The sequence below is a fragment of the Salipaludibacillus keqinensis genome, from assembly GCF_003226325.1.
Classification (GTDB): Bacteria; Bacillota; Bacilli; order Bacillales; family Salisediminibacteriaceae; genus Salipaludibacillus; species Salipaludibacillus keqinensis.
The window spans coordinates 14,239-37,760 of the sequence record NZ_PDOD01000002.1 but is presented as its reverse complement, the minus strand read 5'-3'; the positions used below and the strand labels follow the sequence as shown (position 1 = coordinate 37,760).

Sequence of the window (23,522 nt, the reverse complement as noted above, 5' to 3'; positions counted from 1 at the left end):
AGGAGGCGAGTGCATATGACTGGGAAAAAGACGAAGGGTAGTCAAGATATTACCCCAGAAAAAAAAGTAGAGATGTTGGAACAGATGATTGTCATCCGGCATTTTGAACAGAAGGTTGAGCAGATGTTCATGCAGGGCAAGATTCATGGGACAATGCATCTGTGTACAGGACAGGAAGCGACAGCAGTTGGAGCTATTGGAGCATTAGAAGCTAAGGATAAAATCACCAGTACTCACCGCGGACACGGTCATTGTATAGCTAAGGGTAGCGACATCGGTCGCATGCTAGCGGAACTGTTAGCTAAAGAAACAGGATATTGCAAAGGTAAAGGGGGTTCCATGCACATCGCTGATCTAGATCTAGGTAATCTAGGAGCGAACGGTATAGTTGCTGGGGGCCATCCTTTGGCCACGGGTGCCGCACTAACCTCCAAAATGAAAAAATTGGGCTATGTGGTCATTTGTTTCTTCGGAGATGGGGCTTCCAACGAAGGTAGCTTTCATGAATCATTGAATTTGGCAGCTGTATGGGATTTACCGGTCATCTTTTTCTGTGAAAATAATGAGTATGCTATGTCAGGTCCAATCAAAGAAATGATTAATATTGAACATATTTCCCAGCGTGCATCGTCCTACGGCATGCCTGGAGTGACCATTAACGGCAGTGATGTTTTGGAAGTGTATGAAGCGACCAAAGAAGCGGCTGAACGGGCTCGTTCTGGTCAGGGGCCAACCTTGATAGAGGCCAAAACATACCGTTTTAAGGGTCATTCACGTGCGGATGCTCGCAAATACCGCACAAGAGAAGAAGAAAAAGAATGGATTACCAAAAAGGATCCGATTGCCCTATTCAAAAAGAGTCTAATTGACGAGGGTGTTCTGTCAGAGGAAAAGGCACAAGCGATAGAAGATCAAGTGCAATCTTTCGTGGAGAAAGCGCAGGGATTTGCTGAAAACAGTCCAGAGCCATCACCAGAATCATTGCAAGAAGACGTCTACGCATAAAAATTGAGAGGAGGTACTCACATGAGAGAAATTACGTATGCAGAATCAGTTAGGGAAGCGATGAGTCAAGTGATGAGAGCTGATGAAGATGTGTTCATCCTTGGGGAAGACATTGGTATTTATGGCGGAGCATTTGGGGTAACTAATGGGATGTTGGATGAATTTGGACCAGAAAGGGTACGCACGACTCCCATTTCAGAAGCCGCTATTACTGGTTGTGCCATCGGGGCAGCTATGACGGGGATGCGGCCCATACTGGAACTGCAATTTTCCGATTTTATAACTATCGCTACCGATCAAATTGTAAACCAAGCCGCCAAATTGCGCTATATGTATGGTGGTAAGGCGAGTGTACCCGTGGTCATCCGAACCCCGGCTGGATCAGGTGCAGGATTGGCCGCCCAACACTCGCAAAGTTTAGAAGCGTGGATGGCGCATATTCCTGGATTGAAAGTAATTCAGCCCTCCACCCCAAGTGATGCCAAAGGGTTATTGAAAGCAGCGATTGAGGATAATAATCCTGTCATGTTTTATGAACATAAATTGCTGTATGGCATGAAAGGGGATGTAGCTGAAGACTCTTACACCATTCCCATTGGAGTCGCAGATGTGAAAAAGGAAGGGACAGACCTAACTGTAGTGGCCACTTCTATCATGGTACATAAGACCCTTGAAGCGGCCGAAGAATTGGGTAAAGAGAATATTCATATTGAAGTTATTGATCCAAGAACCCTCGTGCCGCTTGATGAGGAAACCATCATTAAGTCTGTTCTTAAGACAAGAAGAGCCTTGGTCGTGACGGAAGCTGTCAAACGTGGCGGGTATGGGGCAGAAATTGCCAGTATGATAGGGGAAAGTGAGGCCTTCGATTTCTTGGATGCCCCCGTCAGTCGTTTAGGTGGAGTTGACACTCCTATGCCTTACAATCCAACCCTTGAAAAAATGGCCGTGCCACAGGTGGGGGATATTGTGCAAAAAGTACGAGAGATGCTAAACCGAGCATAAGAAAGGAGGAACCACATTGGCAGTAGAAATTCTTATGCCTAAAATGGGAGCAACGATGGAAAGTGGAACCATTATCCGTTGGTTTGCTGAAGAAGGAGAAGCCGTTGAAGCTGGACAAATGCTGTTAGAAATCCAAACCGATAAAGTCAACATTGAAATAGAAGCAGAGGCTGGTGGGATACTGTTAAAAAAAGTTTATGTCCATGACGATGAAGTGCCTGTGCAGGAGGTGATTGGTTATATTGGCAAAGAAGGTGAGGAAATACCTGCTGGAAAAACAGCAGAATCAAATCAGACAATCTCTTCTGGTACTTCTGAAGGAAGTCCGGTTATGCCAGACCTTACAAAAGAACAGATAGATATAGATGAGCGATCAATTCGTCGCACTCCCGCAGCACGACATGAGGCTCAAAAACAACACGTATCTCTTAGGGATGTCTTCGGCAGTGGACCAGAAGGTCGTATTCACTTGCAGGATGTTCAAGACTATGTCCTCCAACAGCAATCGTCGGTCCCGCGTGTCACACCATTAGCTAACAAAATAGCGCAGGATCATGCAATTGCGTTAGATGAAGTATCAGGAAGTGGTGTGCAAGGGAAAGTGAAAAAGCAGGATGTGCAAGATTACATGCAGAAAGGCTCAAGGATTGATGCAATACCTAGTTTAGATCAACTGATTTCTTCTACTGAATCAGTGGAGGAAGTTAAGGTAGAGGGAATGCGTAAAATTATAGGAGAACGCATGGTGCAAAGCGTCCAAAGCGCTCCACATGTCACCTTGGTTAGCGAGGTAGACATGTCTGAAATTATCCGTCTCAGAAAAGCTCTATTGCCAATTATCGAACAACGGACGGTGTACCGTCTTTCCTATACCGAGATCATCTTAAAATCTGTGGCCATGTCACTAAGGGAACATCCCGATGTCAATGCTTCGTTGCAGGATAATGTCATCAGGCGCTATACAGATGTACATGTCGGGCTGGCGGTAGCCGTGGAGAATGGATTGTATGTGCCTGTAGTACGGCACGCGGATCGAAAGGGATTGTGTGAATTGACCACCATATGCAAAACCCTCGCTCAGGCCGCAAGAGAAGGCAAATTAACAAATGAACAAATATCAGGTGGAACATTCACCATTAGCAATCTGGGCATGTATGCTGTAGATGCCTTTACGCCAATCATTAACCAGCCGGAGTCTGCCATACTCGGTCTGGGAAGAATAACTGAGAAGCCAGTAGGTATAGAAGGAAATGTAGTCTTGCGTCCCATTATGTCCTTGAGCCTTTCCTTTGACCATCGTGTCATGGACGGAGTACCGGCGGCGGCCTTCCTGACCGCTCTTAAACAAAAGCTTGAACAACCATTTCAATTGCTGATTTAAAGGGAGATGCTCATATGGAATCATACGATATTATTGTTATCGGCGGAGGTCCAGGGGGCTATGTTGCCGCATTACGTGCGGCCAAGTCAGGCGCTTCCGTTGCACTTGTGGAAGGCGATCATCTTGGTGGTACGTGCTTGAACAGAGGCTGTATTCCCTCCAAAACATTATTAAGGCATAGTGAATTCCTCGAACAAATGGAAAAAGCGAGGGGTTGGGGCATTGAAACCGGTCCTGTTTCAATTAACTTTGAGCGGATGTTAGCCAGAAAAGATACGGTCATTCACACATTGCGCAAAGGGATTGCCGGGCTCATCAAAGCAGGCAAGATTAAACATTACCAAGGATTTGGTCATGTGCGTCAGGATTTAACCGTCCGCATCGATCTTTTTAAAGATGAGCAAGAGGTTTATATCAGGGGTAATGACATCATTGTGGCCACAGGTTCAAAGCCTGCTGTGCCTCCTATTAAAGGGATAGAGGAAGCTGGTGTACACAGCACTGATACAATCTTTAATGTTCAAGAATTGCCTGAATCTGTGTTTATTATGGGAGCTGGATTCATTGGTGTGGAGTTCGCTTGTATCTATTCGGCATTAGGAGTAGAAGTCACTTTGGCCGAAATGGCTGATCGTCTCTTGCCTTTAGAAGATGTTGATGCTGCACGCATGTTGAGCCAATCGCTAAAGAAAAAGGGCGTACAGATACTAACCAAAACGAAAGTAGAAGAACTAAAGCGAACTACACAAGGGACAACCGTTCAGTATGAAGATGCCAAGGGCAACACTGGACATTGGAATGGCGACCTAGTGCTTGCTGCAACAGGTAGAAAACCAAACCTCAAAGGACTCGAAGAATTGTCTCTTGAAATGGATGGTCCTTTTGTAGCCGTGGACGAATACATGCAAACGAGTATACCGCACATCTTTGCAGTCGGAGATGTCATCGGCGGTTGGCAGTTGGCACACTCAGCCAGTGCCGAAGGTTTAGTGGCTGTAGCCAATGTGCTTGGCCACGAAACCAAATGGGGCCAACAAATCGTGCCTCGTTGTGTCTATACAGCCCCAGAAATCGCCAGTGTGGGTATCTCTGAAGAGCAAGCCAAATCAGAGGGATACGATGTAAAGGTTCAGAAAATACAAATGGGTGGAAATGGAAAAGCTTTGGCTATGGATGAAAGAATGGGCTTCGTTAAACTGATTGCCGAACAGAAATATGGTCAAATCCTTGGAGTAGTTATGGTTGGCCCACATGTGACTGAAATGATCGCCGAGGCTGTTGCTATCATTGAACTAGAGGGCACAGTGGAAGAATTGTCCCGCATGGTTCATCCTCATCCGACATTGTCTGAGAACTTATTTGAAGCTGCAGAAGCCTGGCTTGGTCAGGGTATTCATCACTAGGAAGTACTGAGAGTGTTAAGAAACTTTCCGAATGAACATAATGAAGTGCAAAGTTCACCTAAATTCGAAGTGAAGCGAATAGACAGCCATGTTGAGATTGAACAATATAAAATCTGAGTGGTTATGCAGAGAATATTGATAATTAACAAATAAGTAATAGGTAGGTAAATAAATAGGTGATCTTATATACGGCGAGCTACTTTTACAATAGTTGCTCGCTTTATTTTAATTACTTCAGATACGGAGAGTTCAAACACCCAATTCTCCCTCTTTTCAAAACTTAGCAACACCACCTCTATGACAGCCCCTTCTCTTCTACCATTGCGACAAACTGAGATAGAAGGGAGCGGCATGAAATGAGCATGAGGAAAATATCTTACTCGAACCTTAGGTAATCATACCTAATTCCAATTTATTTGCAACAATTAGGTATATTTATAGAAGGACGAACTTGTAAAAATAAGCCCCTCAGAAATATTTCACAAAATAAATGCTCATGTTTATATGTGTATTCAGCATATCCTATTTGTTTTACTGGAGTTAAAACGCTAATATATCAAGGTATATGAAACGTATTTTGAGATATTTATCGAGTTAAAAGATGGGCGGCATGATATAAACCTTGCCCACACATGTAAAAGCGTTAACTTCTCTATTATCGGGGTTGGCGCTTTTTGTGTAGAAGAAAATAAATGAAGGAATTAGCTGATGATCTAAGCAATGGCAGATGAAAGCGATATTTTCTCAGCTTTATCACGATTTTAAATAATATTGACTCTACATTTAAACAGCTCATTAACTTAAATCGTTTAGCCGGGGGATGTCTAATTTGTAACAAAAATTGACGCAACGGATAAGAACTGCACTTATGAAGCATCGTTTAAAATCCGCCTCTTTCCACAAACGCTTGAATCGTGTAAAATATATAAGGTTAATAAAATAATAAGATGCCTTCATAAATATATTTGATGAATTTCTAGGATAGAGACAACAAGAATTTGGATGAGGGACAGACCTTTATCTCATAATGAAAGGAATGGAAGTTGATTATGAAAGAAAATTTTTGGCGTGATTTGCCACGACCGTTCTTTGTATTAGCACCGATGGAAGATGTGACGAATGTTGTTTTTCGCCATGTAGTGGCGGGAGCAGCAAGGCCTGATGTGTTTTTCACAGAGTTTACGAACACTGAAAGTTTTTGTCACCCGGAAGGGGTCTTCAGTGTGCGGGGGCGCCTTACTTTTACAGAAGATGAACAACCAATGGTTGCTCACATATGGGGAAATAAACCTGAACACTTCAGGGAAATGAGTATCGGTATGGCGGAACAAGGCTTCAAAGGGGTAGATATCAATATGGGCTGTCCTGTGCAAAATGTGGCAGCAAAAGGAAAAGGCAGTGGTCTCATCCGGCATCCTGATACTGCGGCTGAGATCATACAAGCAGCAAAAGCGGGTGGATTGCCTGTCAGTGTGAAAACAAGGCTTGGCTATACCGACGTGGACGAGTGGAGGGGCTGGCTGACACACGTCCTAAAGCAAGATATCGCCAATCTATCGATTCATTTGCGTACGAAAAAAGAAATGAGCGATGTGGATGCGCACTGGGAGCTGATTCCTGAGATCAAGAAACTCCGCGATGAGCTTGCGCCGGATACACTGTTGACAATCAACGGGGATATTCCTGATCGTCAAACAGGCTTGGAGCTTGCCAATAAATACGGCATCGATGGAGTCATGATTGGACGAGGGATTTTTCATAATCCGTTTGCCTTTGAAAAAGAGCCGAGAGAGCATAGCAGCAAGGAATTGTTTGATCTCTTACGGCTTCATCTGGATCTGCATGATAAATATTCAACAGAAATGCAGGCGATCTCATTCAAACCGCTCCGCCGTTTCTTTAAAATATATGTCCGCGGAATTCGCGGGGCCAGTGAGTTGAGAAATCAGTTGATGACTACAGAGTCGACGGATGAAGTGCGCACCTTGCTCAATGAATTTGAGCTTGTCCAGAGCGATAGAGAAAAACAGTTGAATTCCTAACGGAAGTGCACCGGACGACATAAAGTGTTCTTTGCCCTTTCACTGTTTGGACTGCAACATGCATTTTTCTTCATATATGAATAGCAGCATCGAAACAAATGCTGAAGTCATCTTCTCAAAGAAAGCCCGCCTGTTTATCCAGGCGGGCTTTCTTTATAGGAAAGGTTACGCAATTGAAGCTTATGCGTAAAGAGAAACTTCAAATAACAATTGTTTTATTGATACCTTATTTTATCTTTTCCTCCGTCTTTTCCACCTTCTTTTTTTCCTAACTCTCTTCCTTGCCTTTACTGCAGGGTTAAGATTAACAGATCGTTCTTGGTGATTTAGGGTAATAGAGTTATCTCTAATTAGTATCTCTTTTACAATTTGTTCAGGAGTTTTAATATTTAGTTTTTCTTCGTCTTGAATATGAGGGCCTGTATAATTTATTTTTTCTTGGATTGGGGGAAGGGGTGTGTTTGTCCAATCATGGTAGATTTCCAAGTCCATTGATTTTACTTGCTCTAAGAAAGGATCTAAATAATTTAATAAAGAAAGGTCCTTGAACAGTTCAAGAGGGCGCTCTTGTTCACGTGTAAATGAATAGACATGATCAATTAATTTTAATCCATTAATGGTTAAAATGGTGTGACGTAGCGGAGCATCAATTAGTTTAAATCCTTCATCTTTCATTGTTTTTAACATTTCGAGAATTTGTCTTGTTATAAATTCTGGGAGGGAACGTTGGAAAGCACGTTGCTTTTTTAGAAAGGAATTTAAATCTGGTCCTAATAGATATTCCATTAATATATAATTTGTGCTAGTTTCAAACACTCTTGGAATAAATGGCAAGTGTTGGCATGAAACAAGAACCTCTTTCTCTTGTTTTGCATTGTCGGAGTTCGGGTAAATTTTCACACATTGATCGTCAGATACTCTATACACAGCACCTTGATGTCCTTGACCAACAAGCGGAAGTGGAAGAGCGCTATTAACGTTTACCGAATTCCCCGAACCTCCAGTTACTACTTCAATATTTCTAAAATCAATCTCTCTCTCATTGAAAAAATTCTGCCATTCTCGGTATATCTTAGGCTCTAATTTTGCAACATGCATTAAAAATGATTCCTTTAGTAGGATTAATTTTAATTCTCTTAAAAGTTTTATTGGGACGGGGTGTTCTCTTTTAAATGCGTTAACGTGGTCAATCACCTTTAATTCTTCATTTTCTAGGACGAAAATATGACGTAAAGGAGCATCTACCATACTATAACCCGATTGATTTAATTCTTTTAATAATGCTAAAAGTTTCTTTGCTAGAGATTCTTTCATATACATACTATTCTTTAGGTACTCCTTCAAGGTAGGAGCATTAAAATAGTCCATGATGATATAATTAGGTCCAGTTTCAAATACTTTGGGCATGAACGAGAGGTGTTGCCCTGCTTTAAGTGCTTCTTCCTCCATTGTTGCTTGTTCCTTGTTTGCATATATTTTTACACAGCGCTTTTCAGAAAGTTTAAATACAGCCCCTTGTGTGCCATGGCCAATCAGTGGAAAGTTAGTAGGATTAATAATATCTAAAGTTCCTTCACCTTTGGTTACGGTAATAGATTTAATGTCCTCCATATTCTCCTCCTAACAGTTCATCATAAAACTTAGCTTGCTGTTGCAGTTGATGAACTTGGTCAAAGTTTTCTTCCACTTTACGACGCGCTGCATTTGTATATTGTTCCCATCGGTCTCTGTTTTCTAGCATAAATATTAGAGCTTCTGTTAGTTGATTAACATTATTCTCCTCCACTAATACTCCTTCTTTATGGTTTGTGACCAATTCAGGAATGCCTGCATGTGTAGTTGAAATAACTGGTAAGCCAGTGGCCATCGCTTCTTTTATAGTATTAGGGATTCCTTCTACATTCCCATCAGACGCTATTAAGCTTGCTGCGCAAAATAAGTCTGCTTTAGCCATCTCTACGTAAACTTGATCTTTAGGAAGATGTTTTAATATACGGAAGGATTCTCCTAAGTTAAGTTGAGTAGCTAATAATTTCAGGGGCTCTTCAAGCTCTCCTCTTCCGATAATGGTTAATGTGGCATTAGGAAATTTATTTTTGATTTTTTGAAAAGCTTGCATTAAGATATGGTGTCCTTTTTTCTCTACAAGTCTTCCCACCGATAGAATATTTTGAGTTTCTCTTTGCTGAGGAGGTCTGTAAGTGAATTGATTAAGGTCAACTCCGCCATATAAAACCCTGATTTTTTCTGCTGGACAGCCCCAAGCGTTAATTCTGTCAGCTAAATATTGACAAACTGGAAAAAAACGGTCTCCTTTCTCAAAGAGCATTTTCATATTTTCATAATAGCCAACTCTACCTTCAGCAAGAGTGGCGTCTGCTCCGCGGATACTAGTTATTAAAGGGAGATTGGTTTTTTCTTTAAAAGGAAGTAATAATAATCCTAATTGACCATGATGGGCATGTAAAAGAGAGATATTATTTTTCTTAACGTATTTTTGAGCGGAAAGAATTTCGCTAAGGTAATGAACTTTTTCATTTAGAAGAGACGAATCAATCATATACTTAGGTTGTCGAATTAGATGGATATAGTCATAACCTGGAACTTGTCTTATTTGTGGAATATATTGTGTCGGATCAACCCGTAAGTTTAAATGCATAACCGAAGACATTTTCTATGATTCTCCTTTCAAAATAGTTGCCTTTTATACTAGATATGTGAAGGGAGAATATTTGGAGTGGACAAATATAAAATATAAGAGAAAATGTGCTCCATTTTCCAAGTAATGACGATAGTGGTTAATCGGATTATGAATAAGCTTACGGATAGTAACGACTATAAGTCTTTTATTATTTCTTATAATTCTAGAGTTGAAAGTATACTTGAATTTTTGCAAACTTTTATTTAGATTCAGTACGTAGAATCGTATTATAAGTAAATGGTTTTAATATTTAAATTACAAAGTTTAACTCTATATATTAGTTAGAAGATGAACAGTCGATGGTAGCTCATATACGGTTAAATAAACCCGAACACGTCTTGGAAATGAAGTTTGCACAATTGCTTATTTTATAGAAATGGATTTAAGTTGTTAATCTAGGAGAAGAACTTGAAGAAGTATTAGACTTGACTTCTGCGGATCGGAGGCCATTTCCGCACCATAAAATCGGTGTCATTAATAAAATAATAGAGCAGCTTCATAAAAATAAATTGTATTTTAATGTCAATTTGATATAATTGAAATATTTAAAAAATACTAAGTGGTCAGTATGTTATGTTAGCTAGTAGTATTATTTTCCGTAACACTATTTTATTGTTTAATGAAGGACATTTAGGAGGAATCAGAATGAATGTATTTAAATTATTTGATTTAACAGGAAAAGTGGCATTAATTACAGGGGGTGGCAGAGGACTCGGTAAACAAATTGCTGAAGCTTTTGCAGAAGCTGGTTGTGACATTATTGTTTGTTCTAGAAAGATAGAAAATTGTCAAGAAACAGCTGATATGTTAAAAGAAAAGGGAATAAAAACAATCGCTATAGCTTGTGACGTCACAAGTAAAGTAGATATTGAAAATGCTGTAAATAGAGCTATTGCTGAGTTTGGAAAAATCGATATATTAGTTAATAATAGTGGAGCAACGTGGGGTGCCTCTGTTGAAGATATGCCCGAAGAGGCTTGGGATAAAGTAATGAATGTCAATGTTAAAGGTACATTTATGATGTCACAAAAAGTGGGGAACCATATGATTCAAAATGGTTCAGGAAAGATTATTAATATTTCTTCTGTTGCTGGTATAAAAGCAGAACCTCCAGAAGTTTTAGATGCCATTGGCTATAGTACGAGTAAGGCTGCGATTATCCATTTCACGAAAGACCTAGCTAGAAAATGGGCCCAAGACGGTGTTTATGTAAACTCCATTGCACCAGGTTTTTTCCCTACAAAAATGACGAATGCTCTTCTTGATCAAAAAAGTGACGAGATAATTTCACGTGTTCCATTAAAGCGTATAGGTGATGAGAATATGCTAAAAGGTATAGCACTTTATCTTGCATCGACAGCGAGCGATTTTGTCACTGGACAAATCATTGCTGTAGATGGTGGGGCAACTTTATAGAATAAAACAGTGATACTTCTGACAGTTTTATAGAAAAGCATTGTTTTTTAAATTTCGATTCTTATAATTAAAATATTCAAAACATACTAATCGGTTAGTATTTAAATGTTTAGCAAGTATGAAATTGTAATGGCTAAAAGAAAATCCAACATTGTATAGGAAAGGGAATTTAAATGACCAAACTATGGCTCAAACATGTTGCTGAATCAAACCCAAAAGAAATTGATATACCTGAAATTTCCTTGACTGAGTTATTTACTGAATCCGTACGCAAATATTCCAGTCATACTGCTGTTACTTTTTTTAGTAATCACTATACCTATGAGCAACTTGACGCACGCATTAAAAATGTCGCCAAATCTTTGCAAAATATTGGAGTAGGCAAAAGTGTCAGAGTAGCTTTAATGTTGCCAAACTGCCCGCAATATCCTATTAGCTATTATACAGCGCTTTTATGCGGTGCCACAGTTGTTCAAGTTAATCCAATGTATAAATCAACAGAATTACTGCACGTATTAAATGATTAAGTTCTGATCGTTTTAGATCAACTACTTCCAGCTGTAGAAGCTGTAATGGATCAAACCTCTTTATCTACATTAATCCCTGTTTCTCTTGAGAGCGCTTGCAAGTTTAACGAGCTTCTCAGGGACAATGGAAACCCAGTTCCTGATGTATCCGTGGATCCCATAGAAGATATAGCTGTTCTGCAATATACAGGGGGGGGACTACAGGGCGTTCATAAGGAGCAATGCTGACTCATTATAATTTAGTTGCAAATACCTTGCAAAGTTATGCAACTTCCCAGGCGAGAACCAAACTGGGCGAAGAACGTGTGCTTACAATATCTCCTTTATTTCACGTATATGGAATGACAAGCTGTATGAATCTTACCTTTTATATTGGTGGGAATTTAATATTAGTTCCAAAATTTGAAGTAGAACAAGCTGCACAAGTAATAGAGCAGGCAAAGCCAACCATATTCCCTGGTGTACCAACAATGTTTATTGCTTAACTTAATTATTATAAAGAAAATAATTTTAATCTCAGCAGTATAAGGACTTGCACAAGTGGATCTGCACCTTTGCCTGTAGAAGTTCTTAACAGTTTCAATGATACAAGTGGAACGAATGTGGCAGAAGGTTATGGTTTATCAGAGGCCTCTCCTGTAACACATAGAAATCCAATTTCTGGAATCCGAAAAGCTGGTAGCATTGGTATCCCTATTCCAAATACAGATGCAAAAATTGTTGATGCTATCACTCTGCTGTTCTCGGGGTGCCGGATAAGTACAGAGGTGAGTCTATCAAAGCCGTTGTTGTCCTTAAAGATAATGAGGCACTGACGGAAGAAGAACTTATTAAATTTTGTCGTGAAAGAATTAATTCCATTAGAGAATGAAGTCCTTCGCAACGAACGTAAAGGAAAGCCAAGTTTATCTGCTGAAAAGCAACAAGAACTAAAAATGAAAGCCAAGAAAGCTGGATTTTGGGGGATTAATACACCGGAAGAATATGGTGGAGCAGACATTGGTCAGATGATGCAAGCTTTTGTTTCCATGGAAATTTCAAAAACCTTTGTACCAATTTTTCCAAAGAACGTAAAACATTTGGAAAACCAATTACTGAGAGACAGGCGATTCAATGGCAAATTGATGATTCTGCCGTTGAAATCGAAGCGGCTAAATGGCTGGCACTAAATGCTGCATTTACACTCGATGAAGGGGAGGATAACCGTCATTTAGCTTCTATTGCTAAATTATATGGAGCGAACATGGGTAACAGAGTAGTAGATCGGGTGATGCAAATTCATGGAGGAATGGGATATACAAGAGAGTCACCAATTGAGCGTTGGTACCGTGAAGCAAGATTATGGAGAATCTATGATGGGACAGACGAAATTCAGAGATTAATTATTTCCAGAAACTTAATCAAAGGTAACGTTAAATTAGGTCAATTTGTTTAAATTCTGAAATAAGGGGAGGACTTTGTTATGTCAGGAAGATTTGAAGGTAGAGTAGCATTTGTTACAGGAGGAAGTCGTGGTATAGGGAAAGCAGTGGCTCAAACTTTTGCTGAAGAAGGAGCAAAAGTAGCTATTATTGATATCAATGAAGAAGCTATGAGTGAGACAGAAAAAGAATTTAAGGAAAAAGGCTACGAAGTGTTTGTCAAAAAGGTAAATGTTGTGGAAGCAAAAGAAGTAGAAACAGCAATAGAGGAAGTAGTTAAATCCTTTGGAAGCCTCGATATTCTCGTCAATAATGCAGGGATCATCAGGGATAATATGTTATTTAAAATGACGGACAGTGATTGGCAGATGGTAATGGATGTCCATTTGAAAGGTTCATTTAATGTTTCTCGTGCCGCTCAAAAGTATATGGTCAATCAGAAATATGGGAGAATTATCAGTATTTCCTCCGCCTCAGCACTTGGTAACCGGGGACAGGCTAATTATGCAACAGCTAAAGCCGGGTTGCAAGGTTTTACGAAAACGCTTGCTATTGAACTTGGTAAATATGGAATAACCTCAAATTCGGTTGCACCTGGTTTTATTGAGACGGAAATGACGAAGGAAACTGCTCAACGAGTTGGTGTTCCGTTTGATGACTTTATCAAAGGAGCGATCCGTACGATACCGGCAGCAAGAACTGGTAAACCTGAAGATATTGCAAATGCAGTAGCCTTTTTTGCAGATGAGAAGTCCTCTTTTGTTAATGGGCAGGTTATTTATGTTGCGGGCGGCCCAAAGAATTAAGGGAAAGGAGCAATCCACATGTATAAGTATTTGATTGGCAAACAATCTAATAAAGTCAAAAATACCGTAGAAAGGAGATTGGTCACTCGATTTGCTGAATCAATCGGTGATTTACACCCAATTTATGTTGAAGAAGAAACAGGAAGACAGTCAAGATATGGTCAAAATATAGCACCACCTACATTTCCACGAGTGTTTGATTTTGGGAGTGTCGAAGGATTGAAACTTCCGGAAAAGATGGACACGGTTGGAAATAAAGAAGCAAAAGCAGAAATTGCTATGATTAAAGTAATTGCTCCAAATATGGCTGCAAGAGTGATCGATCGTACTATTCAAGCTTTTGGAGCGGCTGGTGTAAGTAATGACTTTCCATTTGCCGCAAGCTGGGCAAATATACGAACTTTGCGATTAGCAGATGGGCCTGATGAGGTTCATCGCAGGACTGTTGCAAGGCAGGAATTAAAAAAATATCAATAAATTAGTCTTGCGTGAAAACCTAAGAGGAATGAAAGCCATTTGTAGCGCCTCTTTGAGCATCATCTATGAGAAAAGATTTTTTTATGCATGTTAAAAAGCTATTTAACCTGACTGGAAAGACCGCTATTGTAACTGGCGGAGGGCTTGGGCTAGGACAACAAACCAGCTTCGAATCATATAAGAGGAGAAACTGGAGCAGGTCAAGGAGTAGGGGGGATAAAAAAAGTTCAAACAGTTTCACAAATAGTGAAAGAATTGCTGGAATCATATAAAAAGGCTAAAACCGCACTATAAAGTAATGGAAATAGACGCAGGGGTGAATACTTGGCAGAAAAGGTTCCTTGAAAGGTTTCGTGGTAACTATGCCCTTGCAGGGGTACCGTTATATACTGCGAATGATATGACAGTGAATACCGATGAATTTGTTTCCTTGGTTACCCCATATCCTTAAGTAGACTACTATTTTCAGGAAGGTGAGAGGATTTAAGTTTACAAAATTATAAATATGTGGTTATTTTACCCTATGGAACTCGGATGAGAGGCTGAAAAAGTGGAAAGTTAAACTGGCAATTCTTTTTCTAGAAATATTTTTTGTGTGTAGGTGGGTGTTAAGCATACCCCCTACATACAACTTGAACATTGTTTCTAGTCTCTTCTTATTATAATAGGTTTAGGTTACAAACCTTTATTTCGTCGATTTAGCTTTTGCACAGGTTAAACATTTACCGTTGCATGTTGGCTTGGAAACTTTGTTTTCTCGAAGAGAAGATTGAATGATTGTTTTGTTAGGGAAGCTTTTTTTATCATTAATAATAATACACAATAGGATCTCATCCTTTCATCATAAGATAATAAAAGCCAGTTATACATCCGTTATATTTGAACGGGTATAACTGGCTCTAGTTTACGTGTTGCTTCAGGTATTAAAGCAAAGGTAAGACTAGACAGTCGCTAAAATTATCGCTCTGTTAATATTGACCGCTGGTTTTATAGACCGTGTACCTCCTCGAGACAACTCGCAGCACTTCCGTGATTATAGGCTCAGTCCTAAGTGGTATCGTCGATCCCTTAACGAAACGGGAGGGCAAAAAGCTGTATCTCTATTATTCAGAAGCTAAAGGTATTTTTTAAATTATTATACGTGGAAACGGCCACGTTGACGTAATAATTCACGATGAAGGTTTTCATTAGGTTCGAAGGCTGCTCTCCCGTGTAACCAGAACAAATTGTTGACCATTACAAGATGTCCTACAGGAAGACCTAATTCAATAAGGTTTCTGTCGTTTTCCATAGAACTGGATAGATCTTTGAGATATCTGGCTTCATCTATTGATTCGGGATTCGCGAATTGATCGATAAAGCAGATACATGGCTTTCCGTCTTGATAGAAGAATGTTTTTCTCTTGATCTCTTGGTCAACATTTTTACTGGATGGTGCTTTATATGTGATTTCTTTTCTTGCATACGGATGATTCACGAAGTGGTTAGCGTCTTCCCAATCATCTAAGTGTAGAAGACGAGACTCTCCACCTACAGCGTTCTCTTCTTGCATTTTCATCATTAAGAGCCAATCCGTGGATTCATCTACGAATGTTCCGTCTGTATGAAGAGTAAACAACCGGTAAGCTTGGCGCAAGTACGAATCACTTTCATCAGTATGTTTTACAGTGAATCGAGCATAGTATTTACCTGACATGGCATCAAAATTACATTGTCCCATTAAGTGCGTTAATGCTGTAGAGAAGATAACGTACTCATCGGCTGTTAACTGTTTATCATCTAAACCAAGTGTGTAACCGCCAGTACTTCGATCCTGGAGTATTTGTTGTAAGGTATTAGTAAATTCTTCACCAAAAACATCTTGTAGAATGCCTGAAACGATATAACGCATATAAGGAACATATTCTAATTCTTGTACTTCGATTGAACGCGTCTTTTCAAAGAATGATTTAAGAGCTGAATCCTCAAGTTCTACATGGTACATGCGACTTGACTGTGAATGAGGTGCGATGTTGTACTGACTTGTTTTTTGCGAGAAATCTAAGACATTTTTTTCTAACATACTCATTAAATAGCCCTCCTAGGGTTGAAAATATTTTTTTAAACAATACAAAAAGCCAGCCCAAATCGCGCAATGATCCCATGAACGCGATAGGCTGGCTTTAAAAGACCGTGTGAGTTTTATTGGTAGATAAAACCCAAGTCTTATAAACAGCATTATTTAAAGTTTTGTAGACTTACAATTTTTGTGATTCACTTACGAATTGAAAAAGATCATCTCTTAATCAAAGTAAGATCTGTTAACAATATACAAAAAGATGTCACAATTGTCAATGTTTTTTCAATATTTAAAATATATTTCTTGTAAAATTAGTATTTGATGAACTCAAAAGTTCTTTTAACATCTTAATGACAGGGGATGAGTAGGGATATATCGTAATGAACTATTCACTCTTTTAGCTATCTGTGGTTGGCAATGTAGTATATTGTGAATATAAATCTTTCAAAGCTGCGATGATAGCATTCTTTGCTTTACCAGAGTAATTACTATGGATAGCTCTGATAGGAGCATCAATTCCATTCTTTAAGCTATAGCCTCTGAACATTTGATTAATAAAATCTCGGCCGTGATCAGTGGCCAAAGTACAGGAACATTGCAATATTACTCCGTACTGCCGTTCAATTTCCGCAGTTACTGTTAATGTTTGAAACATACTTTGAGCCGCCATACCCTCTGGAAGACGGGCATGACCAGCGATAAATACAATATTCTCATTATTCATAGCGACACTCCTTAAAATTAATTTTCTTCATCTTGCTTAAAATGACACATTTAAGAGAGAAGTTATCAGTTCTCGATACTGCTGTGTGACGGACGGGCTGGTCTAACATCAGTCGCCTCGCTTTGGCTCCGTATACTTCTAATTATCGGTAATTCCTAAAACTAGGTTATAAATAACGTTTTTTAGGTTGTTACCACTGCTTCGGTCAAATGGGTTTGTTGAGGCAGCTGCTTTACAACCTCTTTCCCGATTTCTATAGATGCTGTCGCAGCAGGAGAAGGTGCGTTACAAACGTGAATTGTTCGATTTCCATGAATAATATGGAAGTCGTCGACCATTGAGCCATCCTGACTAATAGCTTGTGCTCTGACACCAGCAGGAGCAGTAATTAAATCTTCTTCTCTGATATCAGGTATTAATTCCTGTAAACTTTTCGTAAATTGCTTTTTACTAAAGGAACGGACATACTCTTTTGTGCCCTCTTTCATAAATTTACTCGCTAGCTTCCAAAACCCTCCATAGCTTAACACTTCATACAAATCTTTTAAATTTAAATCAGTCTTTTTATACCCTTCTCGCTTAAAACTAAGGACCGCGTTAGGTCCTGCTTCAATTTCTCCATCAATCATTCTGGTGAAATGAACGCCTAAAAAAGGAAAGTCTGGATTTGGTACGGGATAAATTAAATGTTTAACTAAATCTCTCTTTTCTGGTTTCAATTTGAAATATTCACCTCTAAACGGAACGATTTTCATATCCGTTTTGTAACCAGATAAAGTGGCAACGCGGTCACTATGTAATCCAGCGCAGTTAATCACGATATTAGCTTTTACAGTCTCTTTACTTGTTACAATCGTTACTCCGGTCGTCTCTTCGTGGATGGACTTAACTTTACTGTTAAGCTTAATTTCACCACCATTATCCTGAATGATTTCAGCAAATTTTTCGCTTACTTGACGATAATTAACGATACCAGCTTGGGGGACTCGGATAGCGCTTAGACCATTAACGTGAGGCTCAATTTCTTTTAACTCAGATTTATCAATTTTTTGGATATCTAGCTTATTTTCTATACCGCGCTTATATAAATTTTCTAGTGTTGGTAACTCCTCTTCTTTTGTAGCTACAATTACTTTACCGCAAATGTCATGATCAATACCATAGGTTTTGCAAAATTCGGTCATCGACTTACTTCCTTCTCGGGCAAACCGAGCTTTGAAGCTGCCAGGTTTATAATAAATGCCAGAGTGAATAACTCCGCTGTTATGTCCTGTTTGATGTTCGGCGAGACCTGCTTCTTTTTCTATTACTACGATTTTAGCGTTTGGAAAACGTTTATTCAGGTTCATTCCTGTAGACAAACCGACAATTCCTCCACCAATAATTGCAAAATCATATCCCATACCTATCACTCTATTCTTTATTATTTTTGTTTAAGAATTCCATGTGAGCAATTAAATTATTTTTCGTTCGTAAAATGTGAAATTCCAATGCAGAACGCAGTTCGGATGGGTCACCACGTAAAACCGCTTCGTAAATCATCTTGTGCTCTCTTTGAGTTTCGGCGTAGTATTCTTCAAGTAAACTAGGTGCTATTGGAGATATTCCTAACGAATCTATTGTTTTTTTAAGTCGTGACCAAGGGCAGCCCTTCCGAAGTGTTTTGTGGAATCTCGCATTTAATTTGATATACATTTCGTTTGTTTCATCCGTTAAAAGAAGGTGTTCCATTTCATATAGAACTGATCTTAATTCTTCTTTATCATTATCCGTTAAGTGAGGTAAGGATTTTTCTACAGCTAGCCCTTCCAATAAAGAGCGTGTGTGATACAGCTCTTCAATATTTTCTTTAGTGATAGGGGTAACGACTGCGCCTTTATGTGGAACAATCTTCACAAGACCTTCAAATTCAAGTTGCGTAAGAGCTTCTCTAATAGGCATGCGGCTCACATTGAGGCGGTTTGCCCACTCGGCTTGAACAAGGCGCTCTCCTTTTTGTAAACTGCCATCTAAAATAGCGATACGAAGTTGTTTCGTCACATAACTTACAGTTGTAGAATTTTCCCCATTTATCTGGGTCATGAACTACCCTCCTTATGAAGGTTAAGATTGGATACAATTTAAAGGGATAATATCATTTTTTTTGAATAAAAACAAATAAAATGATAAAATTGGATATAATATTACCTGCTCATGTAATTATATCACCCCAACAATTGAGTGTATGACTACCGTACCCCCTCCGTTTATTTAATATATTTGATAGAAGTATCGACCTAGGATAATACGAGATTTTCAAGAAATACAGTATATTGTTTGAGTTTATATAGGGAAAATTACTATTAAAAAAAGGTTGAATAATTCTGTGGAAAAGAGTTATAGTGACAAAATAAACAGGTTAAGACTATTTTTTGAAAGAAAGACGTTGCCTATTAGTGCTAATTTTATTTAACATATTACTATCACAAGTAAAATATTAAATCATATTTTGTAAGCGTTTAAACACTAAAACAAAGATAGTATTTCCAGAGAGAATCATCGTGAAATATCAATTGTTAGAATTTTAGATAAAGTCTTAAAATAGATCTTTCTAAGGAAGGGTGAGATTTCATGAATATAACAGTTGCGGGTGCAGGAGCAATTGGTGGGTTTTTAGGTGGTATGCTTAGTCGTCAGGGGCATAACGTTTCTTTCATTGCCAGAGGAGAGCATCTAATTAAAATGCAAGAAAATGGTTTACAGTTAACTAGTGGTTTGGATGGTGAAATTGTTAAAAGTCATTTCACAGAATCATTTGAATCAGTAAGTGAGGCAGATCTCATTCTATTTACGGTTAAATCTACTGAAACAGAGCGAATGGCTAGGAATATAGCCCCTTATATTAAGAAAGACAGTTTTATTTTAACTTTTCAAAACGGGGTAAACAATGAAGAGATTTTGACTGAAATCTTTGAGGAGGGTCAAATTCTTTCAGGTGCAGCACACATTTCAGCCCAAGTCGAATCGCCTGGAGTTGTGAGACAGGACGGCAACCATATTTTCTATGTGGGAGGTTTAACCACTACCAATGAGGAAAGTATTAAAAACATTGTAAAGATGTTCGAAGAGGCAGGGCTTCACACAAAGTACAGCGATCGTATTATCGGACGTAAATGGGAAAAGTCCCTTTGGAATGTTACGTTCAATCCGCTTTCTGCTATTAGTGGAGCTACAGTTGGTGAAATATTGGACAATCCGGAACTTCTCAACACTTCTAAGGCAATATTAAAGGAAATTGTACAAATCGTTAAGAATTTAAATATAAATTTAAGAGATAAAACCATCGACAGGGTATTTGAAACTGCTAAATTAGTCAGGGGTCATAAAACCTCCATGCTGCAAGATAAAGAAAAGGGAAGAGCTATGGAAGTTGAATCCTTGTGTGGATACTTTGTTAAAACGGCTGAGGAGCTAAATCTTGAAACACCAGTATTGGACACTCTTTATTCTTTACTAATATTCATTGATCAACAAAGGACAAGCCAATGAGTGTCATCACATCATATGACCTCCCTTATGCTTTTTTTACTGTTGATAAAAAAGCTACTATTCTAACCTGTAATGAAGTAGCTTTTAAGCTTTTCCAAGGGATAGTAAAACCGGGAGCACAGGCAGACCGTATTTTCACTGCGTTTGATACGAGTAAAACTACCTTCTTAGGACGGCTGGACGATAAACCTTTCTTATTCTTTTTGAAAGAATGGAATATTGAAGACCGGAATGAACTAGCGTGTATCGCGCTATCTGGGGAAGATTACGCGAAAATGGAAGAACATATTAAAGGTCTGAATAAATTTAATCGAGAACTGGATGCGATTATTGAGAACTCATACGATGGAATTTATATTACGGATAATAAAGGAAATACATTAAAAACAAATTCTGCTATTGAGCGTATTTCAGGTATTCCTAAACATTATTATATAGGGAAAAATGTAAAAGATTTGATAGAGCGAGGCATTCTGAAAGAGTCCATTACTGCTAAAGTGCTTGAAACCAAAAAAACAGTAAATATTATACAAAAAAATTATAATCAAAAAGAGACGATGATGACAGGCAGTCCAATTCTTGACGAAAAAGGTGAGATTGACAAGGTTGTGACGAATATCCGTGATCTCTCTGAGTTAAATCATTTACATGAGCATTTAAAGGAAGTTCAAGAATTGAATAAGAAATATGAAGTAGAAGTGGAAAGGTTAAAAGCCTATACGAAACAAGATCCAGAGGTGGTCATTAAAAGTGAGAAGATGATTGAGATTTTCAACATTGCAGATAGACTTGCAAATGTTGAAACTACTGTATTAATTACGGGGGAAACAGGTGTAGGAAAAGATGTTCTTGCTAGACATATTTATCGTGTGAGCGATCGCTCAGATAAAGGAGAGCTTATTAAAATCAATTGTGGTGCTATTCCTAAGGACTTATTGGAATCAGAATTATTTGGATATGAAGCTGGAGCTTTTTCAGGAGCAAGTTCTTCCGGTAAACCAGGGGTCTTTGAATTAGCTAATAATGGAATAATATTTTTAGATGAAGTAGGAGATATGCCTCATGAACTGCAAGTAAAACTACTCCGAGTTCTACAAGAAAAAGAAATTCAGCGTGTAGGTGGTACCAAATTAAAATATGTCGATGTTCGAGTGATAGCAGCGACGAATAAGGATCTTAAGAAGATGGTTAATGAAGGATTATTTCGTGAAGATCTTTATTACCGTTTGCACGTAGTTCCAGTTCATGTTCCTTCCTTAAGAGATAGAAAAGAAGACATTTTACCACTAGTAGAATCAATCAGAGAGAAGTATAACAAAAAATACGAGCTTTCCAAGAAAATTGATCGTACGTTAAAAGAGTTTTTTTACCATTACGATTGGCCGGGAAATGTAAGGGAACTTGCTAATTTAGTAGAGCGAATGATGCTTACTACTCCTGCTAATGAATTGACATTTCATGATTTGCCGGAAGAATACAAACAAGATAATTGTTACATGTTTGAAGAGACGATTCTCCCTCTAAAGGAAAGTGTCGAAAAAGCCGAAAAACAAACATTATTATTAGCGGCAAAAAAATGGAGCACCACATACGAAGTGGCTAAACATTTGAAAACGAGCCAAGCAACTATCGTAAGAAAATTACAAAAATATAATATAAAATTAGAAGATTAACTTCGATACAAAAATGAATCGTGATACAAAAATGAATCGACAAATTGCCTTAAATTTCAGAATATTGATACAAAAATGAATTCACAAAATAGACACATTTTAAAAAACGCTTTCATATAGCGTTTTTTATTTTTGGCATCATTCTTGCATATATAAAAGAGTGAACAAAAAATTAATGATTTAGGGAGTGTTTTTAATGTCAGCTACAGCAAGTGAAGTATCCCAAATGAAAACTATGATTCGGAATTTTGTTGAAAATGAAGTTGATCCTTATGCTCAGCAAATTGAAGATGAGAATCATATTCCCCAACATCTAGTTGATAAAGCGAAAGAACTTGGTCTTTTTGGGTTAAGTATTCCTGAAGAGTATGGAGGAATTGGCCTAAATGCAACAGGAAAAGCAATTGTTCTTGAACAATTAGGAAGAACACATAATGGGTATGTCTCTTTAATTAGCGCTCATACAGGTATAGGAAGTACAGGCTTAGTCAGATTAGGTTCGGAACAAATCAAACAAAAGTATTTGCCAGATATGGCAGCCGGTAATCTAATAGGAGCGTTTGCCCTTTCAGAGCCAGGCGCTGGTTCGGATGCTACAAATCTATCCACCAAAGCAGAAAAAAAGGGGAATAAATGGATCTTGAATGGATTGAAACACTACATCACAAACGGACCGATTGCAGATGTCATTACTGTATTTGCTATTACAGATAAAGAAAAAGGAGCGAAGGGTGGCATTACTGCTTTTCTAGTAGAGAAAGATTTCCCAGGTTTCAGCGTAGGAGCAGAAGATAAAAAAATGGGATTAAGAGGTTCTCACTCGTCTCAAATTATATTCGAAGATTGTGAAGTGCCTGAAGAAAACGTTATTGGCCAAGTAGGGATGGGGTATGTTTCTGCTTTAACAATTCTCGGCGAAGGTAGAGTTGGCCTCGCTGCACGTGCAGTTGGATCATCTGAAAAATTAATTGAGATGTCTGCCAGATACGCAAACGAGCGTGTTCAGTTTGGAAAGCCTATTGCTGTAAACCAAGGTATTCAATGGATGTTAGCGGATATGGCTACAGAAACAGAAGCTGCCAAGCAGTTGACGATGAAAGCAGCGAGCCTAATTGACGAGGGAAAGAAAGCGATCAAAGAAGCCTCTATGGCTAAGATGTTTGCTTCCGAAGTGTTTAATAAAGTAGCTGACAAAGCAGTTCAGATTCATGGTGGAATGGGGTACATAGCTGAATACCCTATTGAGAGATTCTACAGAGATGCAAGAATTACGAAAATTTATGAAGGTACAAATGAGATTCAAAGAGTGATCGTGGCGAAACATATTTTGAATGAGAACAAGATTTAGAACAAA

The 23,522-nt window shown here is 38.7% G+C and carries 19 protein-coding genes and 3 pseudogenes; 16 read left to right on the top strand and 6 right to left on the bottom strand.

Annotation, left to right across the window (positions count from 1 at the left end; translation table 11 throughout):
* Positions 1–15 precede the first annotated feature (15 nt).
* The 5 genes from CR194_RS07355 (at position 16) to CR194_RS07335 (ending at position 6,836) form a co-directional block, all read left to right on the top strand.
* The gene (locus CR194_RS07355; protein WP_110609034.1) at positions 16–1,005 is read left to right on the top strand and encodes a thiamine pyrophosphate-dependent dehydrogenase E1 component subunit alpha; all 990 of its coding nucleotides are present in this window, start codon (positions 16–18) and stop codon (positions 1,003–1,005) included.
* A gap of 21 nt (positions 1,006–1,026) precedes the next feature.
* A complete protein-coding gene (locus tag CR194_RS07350) occupies positions 1,027–2,010 on the top strand; it encodes an alpha-ketoacid dehydrogenase subunit beta (protein ID WP_110609033.1) in 984 nt (327 codons plus the stop codon).
* Positions 2,011–2,026: 16 nt separating this feature from the next.
* Positions 2,027–3,391: a 2-oxo acid dehydrogenase subunit E2 gene (locus CR194_RS07345; RefSeq protein WP_110609032.1), complete on the top strand. Its 1,365-nt coding sequence runs from the start codon at positions 2,027–2,029 to the stop codon at positions 3,389–3,391.
* A gap of 14 nt (positions 3,392–3,405) precedes the next feature.
* On the top strand, positions 3,406–4,794 hold the full coding sequence (gene lpdA / locus CR194_RS07340; RefSeq protein ID WP_110609031.1) for a dihydrolipoyl dehydrogenase: 1,389 nt from the start codon (positions 3,406–3,408) through the stop codon (positions 4,792–4,794).
* A 1,049-nt stretch (positions 4,795–5,843) separates the two neighbouring features.
* Entirely contained in the window at positions 5,844–6,836 is a 993-nt protein-coding gene (locus tag CR194_RS07335) for a tRNA dihydrouridine synthase (RefSeq protein WP_110609030.1), read from the top strand.
* A 231-nt stretch (positions 6,837–7,067) separates the two neighbouring features.
* On the opposite strand, the gene CR194_RS07330 is transcribed toward CR194_RS07335, so the two are convergent.
* Complete coding sequence (locus CR194_RS07330; protein WP_199228145.1) at positions 7,068–8,447, bottom strand: protein kinase family protein; 1,380 nt, start codon at positions 8,445–8,447, stop codon at positions 7,068–7,070.
* Positions 8,434–9,507, bottom strand: coding sequence for a glycosyltransferase (locus tag CR194_RS07325; RefSeq protein WP_110609029.1), 1,074 nt, complete (start codon positions 9,505–9,507; stop codon positions 8,434–8,436). Before CR194_RS07325 ends, CR194_RS07330 begins: the two co-directional genes overlap by 14 nt.
* 675 nt (positions 9,508–10,182) lie before the next feature.
* On the opposite strand from CR194_RS07325, the gene CR194_RS07320 reads away from it, so the two are divergent.
* From CR194_RS07320 to CR194_RS07295, 8 genes and pseudogenes are all read left to right on the top strand, one after another.
* The gene (locus CR194_RS07320; protein WP_110609028.1) at positions 10,183–10,953 is read left to right on the top strand and encodes an SDR family oxidoreductase; all 771 of its coding nucleotides are present in this window, start codon (positions 10,183–10,185) and stop codon (positions 10,951–10,953) included.
* Positions 10,954–11,126: 173 nt separating this feature from the next.
* Positions 11,127–11,480: an AMP-binding protein gene (locus tag CR194_RS20525; protein ID WP_233254272.1), complete on the top strand. Its 354-nt coding sequence runs from the start codon at positions 11,127–11,129 to the stop codon at positions 11,478–11,480.
* A 221-nt stretch (positions 11,481–11,701) separates the two neighbouring features.
* A pseudogene (locus CR194_RS20520) lies at positions 11,702–12,295 on the top strand (AMP-binding protein).
* A complete protein-coding gene (locus tag CR194_RS20515) occupies positions 12,256–12,351 on the top strand; it encodes a hypothetical protein (protein WP_233254337.1) in 96 nt (31 codons plus the stop codon). Before CR194_RS20520 ends, CR194_RS20515 begins: the two are co-directional and overlap by 40 nt.
* Positions 12,323–12,915 (top strand): annotated as a pseudogene (locus CR194_RS07310) (acyl-CoA dehydrogenase family protein). The gene CR194_RS20515 and the pseudogene CR194_RS07310 overlap by 29 nt, the downstream one beginning before the upstream one ends.
* Before the next feature lie 27 nt (positions 12,916–12,942).
* Positions 12,943–13,707, top strand: a complete 765-nt coding sequence (gene fabG, locus CR194_RS07305) for a 3-oxoacyl-ACP reductase FabG (RefSeq protein ID WP_110609027.1) — start codon at positions 12,943–12,945, stop codon at positions 13,705–13,707.
* An 18-nt stretch (positions 13,708–13,725) separates the two neighbouring features.
* The gene (locus CR194_RS07300; protein WP_110609026.1) at positions 13,726–14,184 is read left to right on the top strand and encodes an FAS1-like dehydratase domain-containing protein; all 459 of its coding nucleotides are present in this window, start codon (positions 13,726–13,728) and stop codon (positions 14,182–14,184) included.
* An 83-nt stretch (positions 14,185–14,267) separates the two neighbouring features.
* Positions 14,268–14,345 (top strand): annotated as a pseudogene (locus CR194_RS07295) (gluconate 5-dehydrogenase); the annotation flags it as partial.
* A gap of 974 nt (positions 14,346–15,319) precedes the next feature.
* On the opposite strand, the gene glaH reads toward CR194_RS07295, so the two are convergent.
* From glaH to CR194_RS07275, 4 genes are all read right to left on the bottom strand, one after another.
* The gene (glaH, locus tag CR194_RS07290; RefSeq protein ID WP_110609025.1) at positions 15,320–16,252 is read right to left on the bottom strand and encodes a glutarate dioxygenase GlaH; all 933 of its coding nucleotides are present in this window, start codon (positions 16,250–16,252) and stop codon (positions 15,320–15,322) included.
* Positions 16,253–16,640: 388 nt separating this feature from the next.
* Entirely contained in the window at positions 16,641–16,967 is a 327-nt protein-coding gene (locus CR194_RS07285; protein ID WP_110609024.1) for a DUF3870 domain-containing protein, read from the bottom strand.
* Between the two features lie 182 nt (positions 16,968–17,149).
* Positions 17,150–18,370 carry an L-2-hydroxyglutarate oxidase gene (lhgO, locus tag CR194_RS07280; RefSeq protein WP_110609023.1) on the bottom strand — a complete coding sequence of 407 codons (1,221 nt, stop codon included), beginning with the start codon at positions 18,368–18,370 and terminating at the stop codon, positions 17,150–17,152.
* 10 nt (positions 18,371–18,380) lie between these two features.
* Positions 18,381–19,049 (bottom strand): GntR family transcriptional regulator, encoded by a 669-nt coding sequence (locus CR194_RS07275; RefSeq protein WP_110609022.1) that lies wholly within the window; start codon positions 19,047–19,049, stop codon positions 18,381–18,383.
* A 528-nt stretch (positions 19,050–19,577) separates the two neighbouring features.
* On the opposite strand from CR194_RS07275, the gene CR194_RS07270 reads away from it, so the two are divergent.
* The 3 genes from CR194_RS07270 (at position 19,578) to CR194_RS07260 (ending at position 23,516) form a co-directional block, all read left to right on the top strand.
* A complete protein-coding gene (locus CR194_RS07270; protein WP_110609021.1) occupies positions 19,578–20,495 on the top strand; it encodes a ketopantoate reductase family protein in 918 nt (305 codons plus the stop codon).
* Positions 20,492–22,168, top strand: coding sequence for a sigma-54 interaction domain-containing protein (locus CR194_RS07265; protein ID WP_110609020.1), 1,677 nt, complete (start codon positions 20,492–20,494; stop codon positions 22,166–22,168). Before CR194_RS07270 ends, CR194_RS07265 begins: the two co-directional genes overlap by 4 nt.
* Before the next feature lie 196 nt (positions 22,169–22,364).
* Entirely contained in the window at positions 22,365–23,516 is a 1,152-nt protein-coding gene (locus CR194_RS07260) for an acyl-CoA dehydrogenase family protein (protein WP_110609019.1), read from the top strand.
* The last annotated feature ends 6 nt before the right edge of the window (positions 23,517–23,522 follow it).